Here is a 16,230-nt window from a genome sequence, read left to right on the forward strand (position 1 = left end):
TATATGATGGCGACTTAGAGGTTACGACGGAGTAAGGACTATAACATTTATAGCTTTTTTTATTCTAATGAAAATAGAAATCTATGTAACTCTTCTGTTGTTCCTTCAATATTTATATTAGTATGATACATATCTGTAAAACCAGCACTAATTATATTTTCATCAGAAGGGAATCTTTCTTGTTCTATATTGTTCAATCCCATGCTTAAAGCCTTAGTAGATATAGATATTATTTCGCTATTAGTTAAATTGGTAGTTACTAATGGTAGGATTTTATTTATCATTCCAGGCACTTCAGTTAAGTTTATATCTTTGAATTTAACAAATAAAGCATTAAGAACATCTCTTTGTCTTTCAGTTCTTCTAAAATCTCTTCCTGCTGTGTACCTAATTCTACAGTATGCAGAAGCTTGTGTACCATTTAAAAGTTGTTTTCCTGCTGTATAAATATTATCTGTTGTCGTTCCATTTTTCTCATCTATTTGTTTTATGTAGCTGTTTATATATTTCAGCTCATCTGACGTTATTTCAATTTCAACTCCACCAAGTGCATCAATTATTTTAGGTAATCTTTTCAAATCAACTTGAACAAACTTATCTATCTTTAAATTGAAGTTATAATTAATAGCTTTTAATATTGAGCTTGGACCACCATCTAAAATGGTATAATTTAAATTCATTTTACCACCATCAGGTAAATCTAAGTAGATATCGCGCATTAGCGAGCAAAGTTTAATAGTGTTATTCTTAGTATTTATGGCTAGAATCATAGTTGCATCAGCAGCACTAATATCATATATTTCGGAGAAGTCACTTCCGAACAAAGCTATAGTAATAACATCATCAGCTTCTTTAGGTAAATCTTTACCTGTATTTATAACATCATTTCTATCGACATTTACTCTTTCTACTTTAGATGAAAGATAATATGTATAGGATACTCCCCCAAGAGCTAAAATTAAAACAAATGATATGATAATAAAAAGAATTTTATTTTTTTTTGTGAATTTTTTCATAAATTCTCCTCCATAGTACAAATTTTTTAAATACTGATATATTATATCAAAATATGGCAATATTGAAAATAAAGGAAGGAATTATTTGACTATTATATACTTAATAATATTTCATGGTATAATTAGAGTGTCGTTAGAGTCCTTTAAGGTAGAATTAGAAGAGATATTAGGTATTAAATGAAAGGGTGAAGCTAAAATATATCACTTCTTCTGGAGAGTTTGATTAAAAAAAATTATATGATATAATTATACGTGCAAAATTTAGAATGATGTTATTTATATGTAAAGAAAATAGTGTATATATTGTAAATAAGGGGGATAAGCATGGATAATATTAATACTAGTAATCAGCAGATGGATATTATATATGAACAATCAGAAAGGGTAGCATATAATTTAATAAAAAGAGTAGCGGATGTAGTTTTATCATTATTTGCTATAATTGTGTTAAGCCCTATATTCATAATAGTGGCCTTAGTAGTTAGATTTGATTCTAAAGGAAAAGTTATTTTTGGACATGAAAGAATTGGGAAAAATATGAGAAAGTTCAAAATATATAAATTTAGAACTATGTATGAAAATTCTCAAGAAATATTTAATAATTTTACTGAAGAACAAAAGAAAGAATATTATATAAATTTTAAATTGGACAATGACCCAAGAATAACTAAAGTTGGAGGATTTTTAAGAAAAACAAGCTTAGATGAATTACCACAACTATTTAATATTTTAAAGGGAGATATGAGTATTGTAGGACCTAGACCTATAGTTGAAAAAGAGATTTCTAAGTATGGTAAATATGCAGAAGTAGTTTTTTCAGTGTTACCTGGACTTACTGGGTATTGGCAAGCAAATGGTAGAAGTGATACAACCTATGATGAGAGAGTTCAAATGGATATTCATTATATTAATAATAGATCATTATTAATGGATTTTAAGATAATTTTAAAAACTTTTATTTCTGTCATAAAGAAAGACGGAGCAATTTAAATAAAAGAGTGATTTTAATAGAGGTGATTGGATGAATTGTGCACTTATTATGGCGGGGGGAAAAGGGACTAGATTTTGGCCAGTATCGACTGAAGAAAAGCCTAAGCAATTTTTAAAATTATTAGGCAATAAATCTATGTTACAAATGACTGTAGATAGATTAGAGGGATATATAGATATTGAAAAAGTATTTATCTGTACATCTAGAAAGTATATTGATTTAGTAAAAAAGCAATTACCTAATATTCCAGATAAAAATATAATAGTAGAGCCGTTTGGAATGAATACAGCACCTTGTATAGCACTGTCTTCAATTTTAATAAACAAGTATTACCCTAATTGTAATATTTTAGTTTTACCAGCGGATCACTTAGTATCAAAAGAAGATGATTTTATTAATGTAATTAAAGTAGCCAGTAATTATTTGATAAATAATAAAGAGTCTATTATAACTTTTGGTATTAGACCTAACAGACCTGAGACAGGTTATGGGTATATAAAGGTGAATGATGGAAATTGCAAAGGGGTTAGCAAAGCAATCAAATTTGTAGAAAAGCCTAATTATGAAAATGCTTTAAAATACTTATCAAGTGGAAACTATTTATGGAATAGTGGAATGTTTTTATGGAATTCTTTATATATAATTGATTTGATTAGGGAATTTTTACCGAATACTTATGATGCATTAAAAGGTGTTATATCATGTAAGTATGAAGATTTACAAACTATAATAGATAATAATTATAATAAAACTGACTTTATATCAATAGACTATGGAGTTATGGAAAAGGCGGAATCAATATATGTTATTCCTTGTGATTTTGGATGGGATGATGTTGGAAGTTGGAACAGTTTAGAGAGATATGCCGAAAAGGATGAAAATGGAAATGTATTCATAGCTAATGGAATCACTTATAATTCTAGTAATAACATTATTTTATCAAGAAAACCAATAGTAGTTAATGGAGTCAAGGATATAATTATTGTTGAAACTGAAGAATACATAATGATTTCATCTAAAAGCAAGGAACAAGAAATTAAACAAGCAAAAGAAGAATTAGATAAAATTAAGTATATGGAGGAATAAGTTTGGATATCAGTATCATATGTCCTGTATATAATGGAGAAAGTTATATTGAAAATTTGTATAAAAATATTAAAAAACAAGAAAAGGTTAATGTATTAGAAGTCAAATTTATTCTTACAGAGTCAAAAGATAGTAGTGAAGATATTCTTAAAAAATTAAATGTGGAGTATATAAAAATAAAATCTAAAGATTTTTCACATAGTTTAGTTAGAGAAAAAGCTGCATTTGAAGCTAAAGGAGAAATATTAGTTTTTATAACTCAAGATATAAAAATAGAAAATCAAAATTGGTTATATGAATTAGTAAAAAGTATTGAAAATAAAAAATGTAGTGCTGCATTTAGTAGACAGATAGCATATGATAACCATACTATAGAAAAATATACTAGAGAAATTAATTATCCAGCAGAATCTAGAATAGTATCAAAAGATGATATAAAAGAGTTAGGATTAATGACATTCTTTTTTTCAGATGCTTCATCAGCTATACTAAAGGATATATTTTTAGAGTTAAATGGATATGATGGAAAAAATCTACCTACTAATGAGGATATGTATTTTGCGTATAAACTAATTATGAATGGATGTAAAATTAGTTATGAAGCTGAATCTATAGTAGTCCATTCTCATGAATTGTCATTTAAAGATACTTTCAAGAGATATAGAGATATTGGGAAGTTTTTTAAAGAAAACTCGTACATAAATAAATATAGTGTTAATGAACGTGGATTAGATGTATTTATGTACATAATTAAAAGGATAAAAGAGGAAAATAGATTATACTTTTTACCGAAAGTTTTTATGAATTTTATAGCAAGGTTTATCGGTATGAAAATAGGTAAACTATAGAGGAGGAATATATTATATGAAGGGAATAATATTAGCAGGTGGATCAGGAACAAGATTGTATCCAGTAACAAAGGCAATGTCAAAGCAAATGGTGCCAATTTATGATAAGCCTATGATTTATTACCCAATGTCTGTGCTTATGTTAGCTGGCATTAGGGAGATACTAATTATATCTACACCAAGGGATATAGTTAACTTTAAAGAATTATTTAATGATGGCTCAGAATTTGGACTAAAGATAGAATATGCAATTCAAGAACAACCCAATGGATTAGCAGAAGCATTCATAATAGGAGAAGAATTTATTGGTGATGATAATGTCGCTATGATTTTAGGCGATAATATATTTTATGGGCAAAGTTTTTCTAATCATTTAAAGGAAGCTGCTTCATTAGAGAAGGGGGCTATTGTGTTTGGTTATTATGTTCAAGATCCAAGGGCTTTTGGTGTTGTTGAGTTCGATGAAAATAATAAGGTTATTTCTCTAGAAGAAAAACCTGAAAAACCAAAATCTAAATATGCAGTTCCAGGACTTTATTTCTATGATAATTCTGTAGTTAAAAAGGCTAAGGTATTAACTCCATCAGCTAGAGGAGAACTTGAGATTACTGATTTAAATAGAGTTTATATGGAAGAAGGAAATCTAAAAGTAAATTTATTAGGTAGGGGAATGGCTTGGCTTGATACAGGAACTCATGGTTCTATGTTGCAAGCATCTAATTTTGTAGAAGCTGTTCAAAATACGCAAGGAACATATATAGCTTGTTTAGAAGAGATAGCTTATAGAAAAGGTTGGATAACTTCTGAAGAAGTTAAAGAACTTGCTAAATCATTAATGAAAACAGGATATGGAAAATACTTAATAGATGTAGTGGAAGAGTTGGAAGCTAAGATAAGATAAATTAGGAGATGAATTTATGGGCAATTTTAATTTTATAGAAACAAAAATTAAAGACTTATACATAATAGAGCCTAAGGTTTTTGGAGATAACAGAGGTTACTTTATGGAAAGTTACAACAAAAATGATTTTGTTGCAGCTGGATTATCAATGGAATTTGTTCAAGATAATGAATCAAAGTCTAAAAAAGGTGTTTTAAGAGGAATGCATTTTCAAACTAAGTATACTCAAGGGAAATTAGTAAGAGTAACTGAAGGGGCTGTTTATGATGTTGCTGTAGACTTAAGAAAGGGTTCACCTACTTTTGGAATGTGGGAAGGTGTTTTACTAACAGCAGAAAATAAAAAGCAGTTTTATGTTCCAGAAGGATTTGCTCATGGATTTTTAGTTGTTTCAGATACAGCTACCTTTAATTATAAATGTACTGATTTCTATGCTCCAGAATATGATAGTGGACTTCTTTGGAATGATCCAGATGTAGGAATAGAGTGGCCATTAGAAGGAATTGAAGAAATTCTTTTATCTGAAAAAGATAAGAAACAAAAAACTTTAAAAGAATTAAATATACCTTTTGAGTATAAGTAAAAATCAAAATATTTAATTTTGATTTTCACACTTACTCATTAGATTTTAGTGAGTAGTTTTATAAAATAGAAAATTGATTATTTTAAACTAATAAAATTTAAGCTAATAATTACAAAGGAGATAAAATGAAAAAGATAATTTTAGCAGGGGCATCATTAAATTCAGGAAATAAAGGAGTAAACGCTTTAACAAGAGGGCAGATTACACTTCTTCTTGATAAATATGGAACAGATATAGAAATAGTTGTTTTATCTTATACAGTAAAAGAAGAGACTAATAATTCAATTAAATATAATGATATTCAAAAGAATATAATGGAAATTCCTTGTGGTAAAAAGAATTTAATAGAAACTTATTTCAAAAGTAAGACATTTGGAGATAACTATATAATAAAAATGTTGAAAGAAAGCGATATGATCCTTGATATAAGCGAAGGAGATAGCTTTAGTGATATATATGGAATAAAAAGATTTATACAACATTCTTTACTAAAAGTAATTGCAATCAATTTAAAGAAAAAATTGGTGATTATGCCACAAACTTTAGGACCATTTAGAAATTTATGGGTTAAAAAGGTTGCTAAAAATATTTTAAATAAAGCAGACATAGTTTTTGTTAGAGATGAAATAAGTAAGAAGGTTGCTATTGAAGAACTAAAGATAAATAGAGAAATAGAATTTATTCCAGATATGGCGTTTTATATGAAGCCAGACAGTAATACTAGTATAGAAAAATTTGTTGAAAATAACGAAAATACAAAAATTGGGATAAATGTAAGTGCTCTACTTTATAATGGTGGATATAATGGAAATAATATGTTTAATTTAAAAATAGATTACAAGCATTTAATAGATTCATTAATTGAAGAATTATCTAAGATACCTAATTCAGAAATAATATTAATTCCACATGTAATGGTTAAAGATAATGAAGTAGAAGATGATTTTAGAGTGTGTAAAAAAATAGCAAGGGAATTAAACTCTAAATTAAATATAAATATTAAAACAATAGATAGATATTATAGGGAAGATGAAATAAAAGCTATAATAAGTGGATGTGATTACTTTATAGGAAGTAGAATGCATGCTTGTATAGGAGCTATTTCAAGTTGTGTTCCAACAAGTCCAATTGCATATAGTAGAAAATTTATAGGAATATGGGATAATATTGGCTTAGGATATTGTGTAACAGATCCTAGAAAACAAGAAGAAAAAGAGATAATAAATTCTATCATAGATAATTTTAAAAATAAAAAAGAAATAAAAGAAAAGTTATATAATGAAATTCCCTTACTAAAAGAAAAGATAGAAAGTATTATAGAAATAATAAATAATAAATAATAAATAATTATGGGGGAATATAAGTGTTAAAAGATTCTTTAATCCTTACATTTAGTAAAGGCATAAGAGGAGTTCTTATGCTCATATTTAATATGATTATAGCTAGATTATTTACTGAAAGTTTATATGGTACATATAAACAAGTAAATTTAATAATAAATTTAGTTACATCGATATGCGTTGTAGGTATTCCGACGACTATTAGTTATTTTTATATTACTTCAGATAAAAAAGATAAAGAAAGATTAATAGGGAATACAATAGTAATTTTAGGCTTAATAGCTGCAATAAGTAGTTTTTCTATTGTATTATTCAAAGAAAAAGTTGCATTACTATTAAATAACCCTAATATTTTAAATTATATAACTTTACTATCTCTGCAAATTTTTATAATGATAATATCAAGCTTTTTAGAAAATTTATATATATCAAGTAACAGCACTGTTGCATTAGGTAAAATATATGTTATATATACCATAGTGAACTTTTTAACTCTAGGATTCGTTACTATAAGTACAAGAAATTTATATTATCTTTTATTGGTTATGGTAATAATAGAGTTTTTAAGAACTATGTTTATGTACTATATAATAAGGTCAAGAGAATCTTTAAAATTTAGGACACAATATAGTTTATTAGTAAAACAAATTAAATTTGCTATACCATTAGGAGTAGTGGCTTTAGTACAAAATTTAAATATGTATGTAGACAATTTATTTATATCTAATAGATTTAATCCAGAAGAGTATGCAGCATATGCGAATGCAGCTACTGATATTCCTTTAGTTAGTATAATAACTATTTCAATTGCTTCGGTTGTTTTACCAAGAATGTCTAAGAGCTATGCAGAAAATAAGAACTCAAAGGAAGTATTATCAATTTGGGGTGAGTCTTGTAAAAAAACTGCTTTGATAATGTTCCCAATATTTTGGATTGCGTTGTTATTTTCTAGAGAATACATAGAGTTAATATTTTCTTATAAATATGTAGAAAGTAGTACACCTATTTTTATTATTTACCTTTTGAAATTTCCATTGTATTTCACTGTATTTGGAAACATATTAATAGTTATTAAACAGCAGAAATATGTTATGGTAAATTCTATTATGGGAATAGTTTTAAATATAATTTTAAATATAATATTCCTAAATATTTTTGGAATTATAGGTCCAGCGATATCAACTGTTATAGTGCATTATTTTATGGTGTACTTGCAGTTAGTTAAGATTTCTAAAGGTTTTGAAATAAAATTAAAAGATGTTTTACCTTATAAAAAATTAATCAAAATATTTTTACTTCCAGCTATTATAGCAATTCCTATATATTTTATTAGTAGTATAATTAATATTTCTTCAATATTAAAATTTATAGTATTTGGAGGAGTTATTTATTTGGTTACAATGATAATTTTTATAAAAATAGGATATATAAGTAAGAAAGATTTAAATTTTATTAAGAGAAGTTAAATATATTGGAGGAATAATGAAATTAATAAAGATTAATGATGTTGTAAATGAAAACTTATGTATTGGTTGCGGAATTTGTACTAAATTTTCTAATTGTTCAAAGATTGAATATAATAAAGAAGGATTTTTAACTGTAAATAATTATATACATGAAAGTAATGAAGTAAGTGAGGATACTTTAGTAAAAGAAGTATGCCCAGGGGTTAAAACTTATGCAAATGAAAATAAAGAAAATCATGTATGGGGAGATTATAAGGATATATATCTGGGATATTCTACAAATGAAGAAATAAGATTTAGTGGTTCTTCAGGAGGAACTATTACTCAAACCCTAGTTTATTTATTAGAAAAGAAGATTGTAGATTACGTAATACATATAGAAGACGATAAAGAAAATGTTTTAGGAAACAAAGTTGAAATAACAAATGATATAAATAAAATAATAAATAGCACTGGATCTAAGTATTGCCCTGCATCACCTTTAAATAAAGTTCTTAATAATTTAGAGAGTGGACTAAAATATGCATTTGTTGGACGTCCATGCGATATAGTGGCATTGAGAAATTATGAAAATATAGAGCCATCTATAAAAGAAAAGATTGTTTATAAAATTTCTTTCTTTTGTGCGGGAACTCCAAGTATTGAAGGGACATTAAAGGTATTGGAAAAATTCTCTTTAAATAAAGATGAAGTTAGTAATTTTAGATATAGAGGAAATGGTTGGCCTGGATTTACTACAGCAGTAAGTACTTCAGGAAAGGAATTTAAGATGCCTTATGATGACAGTTGGGGTAAAATTTTAAATAAATATTTACATTCAAGATGCAAAGTATGTCCAGATGGTGTTGGTATGGCAGCAGACTTAGTTTTTGGAGATGGATGGGACTGTGACGAAAAGGGATATCCAATTTTTGCTGAAGGTAGTGGAAAGAGTTTAGTCGTAGTAAGAAATAGTATTGGAGAGGAACTACTAAATAAATTAGTAGAAGATAAAAAAATAAAAACTGAATTCTTCCCTAGAGAAAGTTTAAAGCTTGTTCAGCCATATCAATTTAATAGAAGGACGACATTATTAACTAGAATTATAGCAATGAAGTTTTTCAATAGAACTGTACCTAAATATGAAAATGGTATAAAGAAAGCTTCAAAATTACAGAGTAACAAGAAAAAAATAAGAACATTATTAGGAACTATTAAAAGAATAATAAATAAGAGAATATAGTTGTAATGTTTCAGGAGGGTAATATGATTCGCTCTATACTTTATAATATTAAATCAAATAAAATAAGGAAGTTTATTATTAAAATAAGTAATAAATTTGAAAAAGGTGAAATGTGGTCTGAAACTACAAGAGATTTATATAAGAAGTGGTATAATATCGATATAGGAATAGGGAGTTATGGTGGATGCTTTAATTATAAAAATATTGCAAGTGGCACAATAATTGGAAAATACTGTTCATTTGCTAAAGATGTTTATATTTTTAATGCAAATCATCCGTTAGAGTTTATAACGAGCCATCCATTTATTTACAATCCTAGGGTTGGATTTGTTTCAGATGAAAAGATTGAAAGAAGTAAACTAGTGATTGGAAATGATGTTTGGATAGGGCAGAATTCTATAATATTATCAAAATGCAATAAAATAGGTGATGGAGCAGTGATAGGAGCTGGATCTGTAATAACTAAAGATATTCCAGATTACGCAATTGTTGTGGGAGTACCTGGAAAAGTAATTGGATATAGGTTTTCTGAAAATGAAATAAAAAGAATTAAAGAATCTAAATGGTGGGATAATGATTTAAATCAAATAAAAAAAGAAATAGATATATATATGAATAAAGATTTATTTCTTAATAATCTTGAATAAATTATTTTACTAATTAAGGAGAACGGTCTATGAAAATATTAATAACAGGTTCTAAGGGACAATTGGGAAATGAACTTCAAAAAATCATTGAAACTGGCAAAGCTGAAATAGGAAGAGTTAGTGATAATATTAGACATTCTAAAGTTTTTTCGTTGGATGTTGAAGAGTTAGATATTACTAAATTAGATGATGTTAGAATGGTTTTAAAGGATATAAAGCCAGATGTAGTTATAAATTGTGCAGCGGCAACTAATGTAGATGGTTGTGAAAGCAATCAAGACTTAGCTTTTAAAATTAATGCTATTGGAGCTAGAAATTTAGCTATGATTTCAGATGAAATAGGAGCAAAATTAGTTCAAGTTTCAACTGACTATGTTTTTAGTGGAGTTGGAGATAAACCATTAACTGAATTTGATTTAACTGTACCGTATAGTGTTTATGGTAAAACAAAGCTAAAGGGCGAAGAATATGTTAGGGAGTTTTCTTCTAAATATTATATAGTAAGAACAGCATGGCTTTATGGTTATGTTGGTAAGAACTTTGTTTATACTATGATGAATCTAGGAGAGCAAAAGGATTCTATAAGCGTAGTAAACGATCAGCTTGGAAATCCAACAAATGCTAATGATTTAGCATATCATATATTAAAACTTATTGAAACAGATGAATATGGAATATATCATTGCACAGGAAAAGGTGAATGTAGTTGGTATGATTTTGCAAAAGAAATAATGAATCTTTCAGGAAGAAATTGCAAAGTAAATCCATGTACTTCTGAAGAATATAAGAGCATGTATCCAAATTCAGCTAAGAGGCCTGAGTATTCATCTTTAGATAATATGATGCTTAGATGTACTGTTGGCGATGAAATGAGAGATTGGAAAGAAGCTTTAAAGAGTTTTATGAGTAATTTGTATAATAACTAATTTGATATGTAAGGGGAGTAGATAGGAATGAAAACTTATTTAGTAACTGGTGGAGCTGGATTTATAGGTTCAAACTTTGTATTATATATGCTAAAAAAATACGAAGATATAAGAATTATAAATTTGGATAAATTAACGTATGCTGGGAATTTAGAAAATTTAAAGAGTATTGAAGGTGATTTAAGGCATATATTTGTTCAAGGGGATATATGTGATGCAGAATTAGTATCATCTTTATTTGAAAAATATGAAATAGATTATGTAGCACATTTTGCAGCTGAATCTCATGTTGATAGAAGTATAAGAGAACCAGAAGTTTTTGCTAAGACTAATGTTCTAGGAACAGTAAATTTATTAAACTGTGCAAAAAATGCTTGGGAAACTGAAGCTGGATGGAAAGAAGGAGTTAAATTCTTACATGTTTCAACAGATGAAGTTTATGGATCATTAGGAGAAACAGGATACTTTATGGAAACTACTCCATTAGATCCACATAGCCCATATTCAGCAAGTAAAGCTGGATCAGATATGATGGTAAAGGCATATGGAGATACTTATAAAATGCCAATTAACATAACAAGATGTTCTAATAACTATGGACCATTCCAATTCCCAGAAAAATTAATACCACTTTTAATAAATAATTGTCTTCAATTAAAAGACTTACCTATCTATGGCGATGGTTTAAACATAAGAGACTGGTTATACGTAGAAGATCATGCTAAGGCTATAGATATGGTTATAAATAACGGAAGACTTGGAGAAGTTTATAATGTTGGTGGACATAATGAAAGAACTAACATCCAAATAGTAGATACAGTTATTAAATACATTAATGAAAATGTAGATAGCAAAGTAACTGAAAACTTAAAGAAGTTTGTTGAAGATAGAAAAGGTCACGATAGAAGATACGGAATCGATCCAAATAAGATAAAAGAAGAACTAGGGTGGTATCCAGAAACTACTTTTGAAGTTGGAATAGTTAAGACTATAAAATGGTACCTAGATAATAAAGGATGGATGAATAATGTAACATCTGGACAATATCAAAATTATTATACAGAAATGTATAATTAGTATTGGAGTAGTTTTATGATAAAAAATAGGAAAACTGTATATTTAGTATTATTTTTTTTATTGTTAATCTCATATATAGTTCTAAAGGAATCTGCATTACCTATATTAATAGTGGGTTATTTATTTATACTTTCAATGTTCATATTTAATGATATGAAAAAAGATCTTTTTTCATTGAGCTCATTATTTCTAATACATTATTCTATATATTTATTAAATATACCAATAAAGCAGTTAAAGGATAGTTATTCAGTAAGATGGTACATACTTGCTATGGATAGAAGCCTTGGAACAAAAATTATGCTAGTATGTGGATTAGTAACATTAATGGCATTTATTTTTGGAAGTAACATAGAACCGAAAAAGAGATTTGATTTTAGCTTTATTAAGAAGAAAAAGATATATTGTGATATAAAGAACTTTTTTTTAAGTTTTATATGTAAATATCATAGAATATTAAATATAAGAGTATTTGCTTACTTTTTAACTTTTGTAGGAACAATATTTTTCTTAATAGGAATACATAAGATGGGAGGACTAACATATTTATTTAGTAAGTATGTATGGAATTCTGAGAAAGTAGCTGAAGTCGGTATTATGACAACAGGAATTCAAATTGCTTATGCAGGTATTATAATCTCATTTTATATTTTTTTAAACGAAAAGAAGTTTAGTATAAAAAACATATTAAAATGGCCTATACCATATGTATTTATTTTTCTTTCTGGAATTAAATTTATTCAAGGTGGAAGAATTCAAGTATTAATGGCTTGTATATCTTTAGTGCTTATTTTTAATTATGAATATCGAAAAATAAAATTAAAACATATACTTATATTAGGTGTAATAGGAGTAATGCTGCTTGGCTATATAGGATATTATAGAGATTATAAGACTTTGATTCCAAGTGATTTCAAAACAATGATAAAATATATGATGGGTGGATCTGGAGGATTAGAGTATTTTCTAAATTCATATACTAATTTTACTACAATGCATGTTATCAATTCTACAAAGATTTCTTATTTATGGGGAGCATCAATTTTAGATGGCTTTATATTTTTAATACCTCGATTCTTGCTTCCTAATAAAGGGGATATGCTTTTTATTACTAAAAAAGTGAACGAATTGAGTGCTATAGAGATAATAAGTCCTGTAGGTGGATTGAATTTAGCAGCACAAAATCTAATTAATGGAGGAGTAGTTTTTACCGCTTTATTTATGTTTATTATTGGTATGCTATTTATGAAACTTAGAAGTTATAGCTATAAGTCAATAAATGGTACTTTGTTGTATAGTCTTATAGTGCCTTATTTAATCGTATCATTTATAAGAAATCCAATGTATTTCACAATAAAAGAAATAATACAGTTTTGTATAGTTCCATACATTATATTTTTAATTTTAAAGGCTGGTGAACATTATAAAGAAAAAAAATGTATTTAATGCAACAATTTTAAATGATAGACTTACAGGATTAGGAGTATATTCTAAGAATATATTAGAAAGATTAGAAAATAATTTTGATGTAATTCTATATACAGATAATTATAATGAAGATTTACAAGAAAATAATAAAAATATAATTTTAAAAGTTAAAGCAAATAATAAAATAAAAAATATAATATTAAGAAATAGAAGTTTTAAAAATTGGATTAAAGATAATAAAGGGAGTAATATTATTCATTACTCCCCTACTCAACATGGTGTTTCAATAAGGGGAATTAAGCAAATTATTACTATACATGATTTAATGCCATTATACTTTCCTAAAGGTAGAATTCACCAATATTTTTATTATAAGGTAATATTAAAGAGAATAATTAATAATTCAGATTTAATTATAACAGTATCTAAAAATACTAAAAAAGATATACTTAAAGAATATAATGTTAGTGAAGATAAGATAAAGGTTATATATAATGGATTTGATGAAACAAAAGAGAAGATTGATAAGGAATATAGTAAAAAGTATATTAAGGAAAAGTTTGATATAGAAAATTATATTCTGATGGTAGGAATTCATTACAGATATAAGAATTTACATAGTGTAATAGAAGCATATGATAGAAATAAAGAGATTTTAAAGGTTCCTTTAGTTATAGTTGGTGGCACAGAAGGAGGCTATGGCAAAGAACTTATTAATCTTGTTAATGAGAAAAATCTTAATGATAAAGTAAAATTTTTAGGATTTGTTAGTAATGAGGATAAGAAATTATTATATCAAGCAGCTAAATTATTTGTTTATCCATCTCTATATGAGGGATTTGGATTACCAGTTTTAGAAGCGATGACCAATGAAACTGTAGTTGCATGTTCTAATAGTTCATCATTGCCAGAAGTAGTTGGAGATGCAGCTTATATGTTTGATCCAAATAAATTAGATGATATAGAAAATGCTTTGTTAACTATGATTAATATAAGTAATGAAGAATATATAGAATATATGAAAAAAGCTAAAATTCAACTTAAAAAGTTTTCTTGGGATAAATGTGCAAATGAAGTTTTAGAAGCTATTAATGGAGTTAGTAATGAATAATGATAAAAAATATAAAAAGGTTAGTATTATATTATTAAACTATAATACGGCTGACGATTTAATAGAATGTATTAATAGTTTATATAATATTAAATATCCGAACTATGATATTATAGTTGTAGATAATTGTTCTAATGAGAATGAAATTAGTAAACTAGATTCTTATTTAAAAAATAAAGAAAAATGTATTTTTATTAAAAATAACAAAAACACTGGATTTGCTGGAGGAAATAACTTAGGAATAAAATATGCACTGAATAATAAAACTGATTATTTATTATTACTAAACTCTGATACATTGGTTAATGATGATTTCCTAAATATTTTAGTAGATACAGTAGAAAAAGATAAAGATAATATTGCAATGGCAACTGGGAAAATATTATACTATCCAGATACAAAAAAGATATGGTATGGCGGCGGATATATAAACTGGAGAAAATATACAGGTCAACATTGTGGTGAAGGTGAATATGATAATGGAGAATATAACGAAATAAAAAATGTTACATTTTCTTCAGGGTGCTTAATGTTAATTAATGTATCGCTAAATTTTGAAAAATATTTATCGGAAGAATATTTTATGTACTATGAAGATGTAGATTACTGTGCAAAAATACTGGAGAACGGATACAAAATAATGTATAATCCCAATGCAGTTATTTATCATAAGATTGGATCGTCAAGTGGGGGTGAGCAATCAGCTTTTACTATTAGATGGTCTAATAGAGGAAGATATATTTTTATGAATAAATATAAAAATAAAAATTCAAAAAGTATGTTTATTTTTATTAAATTAAAATTTATTATTACACGTGGTATAAAATTTCTAATAATGTGTTTTAAAGGAGAGTTTTCAAAAGCTATTGAATTATATTATGGGATTAAAGATGCCATTTTAAAAGATAGTATGAAAATATAATAAATATAGTAATCTATGGGTTTGAAAATAATGTCTATAAAAGTAGCAGAAGTTGTTTTATCATATGTATCATTTTAATTATTTTAATAAAAATAAGGTGATTTTATGTTCATGATTTGTAATAAATTTTTGAATAACAGTAAGTATTTATATAAACTTTATTTCTAGAATAAGAGATATATACAGGCTCTCTTAACATAAATGAATTCAAAATAATTTCTCAGAATACTGTAAAGTAGTATATAAGTAGAACAGAATAAGAAGCTACTACAAAGATAAAAATGATTTAAAAATAAAAAAAGAGGCTGTATCAGTTTTAGTATTGCATAAAAGCATTTAAATTTATATATAAAATTTAATTATAGGATAACCTTCAATTATATGATTGAAGGTTGTTCTTTTTAATGAGTAAATTAATAAATAAACATAAGATACAGAAAGTTATCGAAAGTAAAAAAAAAATTTAATATGCTAAGTTTTTCTCAGTTATCAAGACTAAATAAAAATAAGCCAGTAAGTTTATTTTAGAATATATTTCCCAATTTACTTATTAAAGCAAATAAGCAAATTATAAAACACCAGTTAATATTAAGAAGTTTAAAAATCTTAAAATAATAGATTCTTCAATAGTTAATATCGGAATTAGCTTAGCCAGTAACTTTTTTA

General features: G+C 26.5%; 15 protein-coding genes. 14 read left to right on the top strand and 1 reads right to left on the bottom strand.

All coding sequences use genetic code 11. The features are described 5' to 3' along the window. Positions 1-59 precede the first annotated feature (59 nt). Entirely contained in the window at positions 60-1,016 is a 957-nt protein-coding gene (locus tag BN6774_RS04660) for an LCP family protein (RefSeq protein WP_066890523.1), read from the bottom strand. Positions 1,017-1,340: 324 nt separating this feature from the next. Between BN6774_RS04660 and BN6774_RS04665 the strand changes: the two genes are divergently transcribed. The 14 genes from BN6774_RS04665 (at position 1,341) to BN6774_RS04730 (ending at position 15,564) form a co-directional block, all read left to right on the top strand. Continuing rightward, positions 1,341-2,006: a sugar transferase gene (locus tag BN6774_RS04665; RefSeq protein WP_066890527.1), complete on the top strand. Its 666-nt coding sequence runs from the start codon at positions 1,341-1,343 to the stop codon at positions 2,004-2,006. A 31-nt stretch (positions 2,007-2,037) separates the two neighbouring features. Next, entirely contained in the window at positions 2,038-3,093 is a 1,056-nt protein-coding gene (locus BN6774_RS04670) for a mannose-1-phosphate guanylyltransferase (RefSeq protein ID WP_066890530.1), read from the top strand. A 2-nt stretch (positions 3,094-3,095) separates the two neighbouring features. Beyond that, positions 3,096-3,941: a glycosyltransferase family 2 protein gene (locus BN6774_RS04675; protein ID WP_066890532.1), complete on the top strand. Its 846-nt coding sequence runs from the start codon at positions 3,096-3,098 to the stop codon at positions 3,939-3,941. Between the two features lie 16 nt (positions 3,942-3,957). After that, entirely contained in the window at positions 3,958-4,842 is an 885-nt protein-coding gene (rfbA, locus tag BN6774_RS04680) for a glucose-1-phosphate thymidylyltransferase RfbA (RefSeq protein ID WP_066890536.1), read from the top strand. A gap of 16 nt (positions 4,843-4,858) precedes the next feature. Further along, on the top strand, positions 4,859-5,425 hold the full coding sequence (gene rfbC, locus BN6774_RS04685) for a dTDP-4-dehydrorhamnose 3,5-epimerase (RefSeq protein WP_066890539.1): 567 nt from the start codon (positions 4,859-4,861) through the stop codon (positions 5,423-5,425). A 125-nt stretch (positions 5,426-5,550) separates the two neighbouring features. After that, positions 5,551-6,765, top strand: coding sequence for a polysaccharide pyruvyl transferase family protein (locus tag BN6774_RS04690; protein ID WP_066890542.1), 1,215 nt, complete (start codon positions 5,551-5,553; stop codon positions 6,763-6,765). Positions 6,766-6,788: 23 nt separating this feature from the next. Continuing rightward, entirely contained in the window at positions 6,789-8,231 is a 1,443-nt protein-coding gene (locus BN6774_RS04695; RefSeq protein ID WP_066890545.1) for an oligosaccharide flippase family protein, read from the top strand. A gap of 16 nt (positions 8,232-8,247) precedes the next feature. Continuing rightward, positions 8,248-9,453: a Coenzyme F420 hydrogenase/dehydrogenase, beta subunit C-terminal domain gene (locus BN6774_RS04700; protein WP_066890548.1), complete on the top strand. Its 1,206-nt coding sequence runs from the start codon at positions 8,248-8,250 to the stop codon at positions 9,451-9,453. A 23-nt stretch (positions 9,454-9,476) separates the two neighbouring features. Beyond that, the gene (locus BN6774_RS04705) at positions 9,477-10,100 is read left to right on the top strand and encodes a CatB-related O-acetyltransferase (protein WP_159426814.1); all 624 of its coding nucleotides are present in this window, start codon (positions 9,477-9,479) and stop codon (positions 10,098-10,100) included. Between the two features lie 29 nt (positions 10,101-10,129). Beyond that, entirely contained in the window at positions 10,130-11,026 is an 897-nt protein-coding gene (gene rfbD, locus BN6774_RS04710) for a dTDP-4-dehydrorhamnose reductase (RefSeq protein WP_066890551.1), read from the top strand. A gap of 27 nt (positions 11,027-11,053) precedes the next feature. After that, a complete protein-coding gene (gene rfbB / locus BN6774_RS04715; protein ID WP_066890554.1) occupies positions 11,054-12,103 on the top strand; it encodes a dTDP-glucose 4,6-dehydratase in 1,050 nt (349 codons plus the stop codon). Positions 12,104-12,118: 15 nt separating this feature from the next. Further along, complete coding sequence (locus tag BN6774_RS04720) at positions 12,119-13,549, top strand: O-antigen polymerase (RefSeq protein ID WP_066890557.1); 1,431 nt, start codon at positions 12,119-12,121, stop codon at positions 13,547-13,549. Further along, positions 13,518-14,642, top strand: coding sequence for a glycosyltransferase family 4 protein (locus BN6774_RS04725; RefSeq protein ID WP_084766882.1), 1,125 nt, complete (start codon positions 13,518-13,520; stop codon positions 14,640-14,642). The genes BN6774_RS04720 and BN6774_RS04725 overlap by 32 nt, the downstream gene beginning before the upstream one ends. Then, entirely contained in the window at positions 14,623-15,564 is a 942-nt protein-coding gene (locus BN6774_RS04730) for a glycosyltransferase family 2 protein (RefSeq protein WP_084766884.1), read from the top strand. The genes BN6774_RS04725 and BN6774_RS04730 overlap by 20 nt, the downstream gene beginning before the upstream one ends. The last annotated feature ends 666 nt before the right edge of the window (positions 15,565-16,230 follow it).

Origin of the sequence: Clostridium nigeriense, assembly GCF_900086595.1 — a bacterium.
Lineage (GTDB): Bacteria > Bacillota > Clostridia > Clostridiales > Clostridiaceae > Clostridium > Clostridium nigeriense.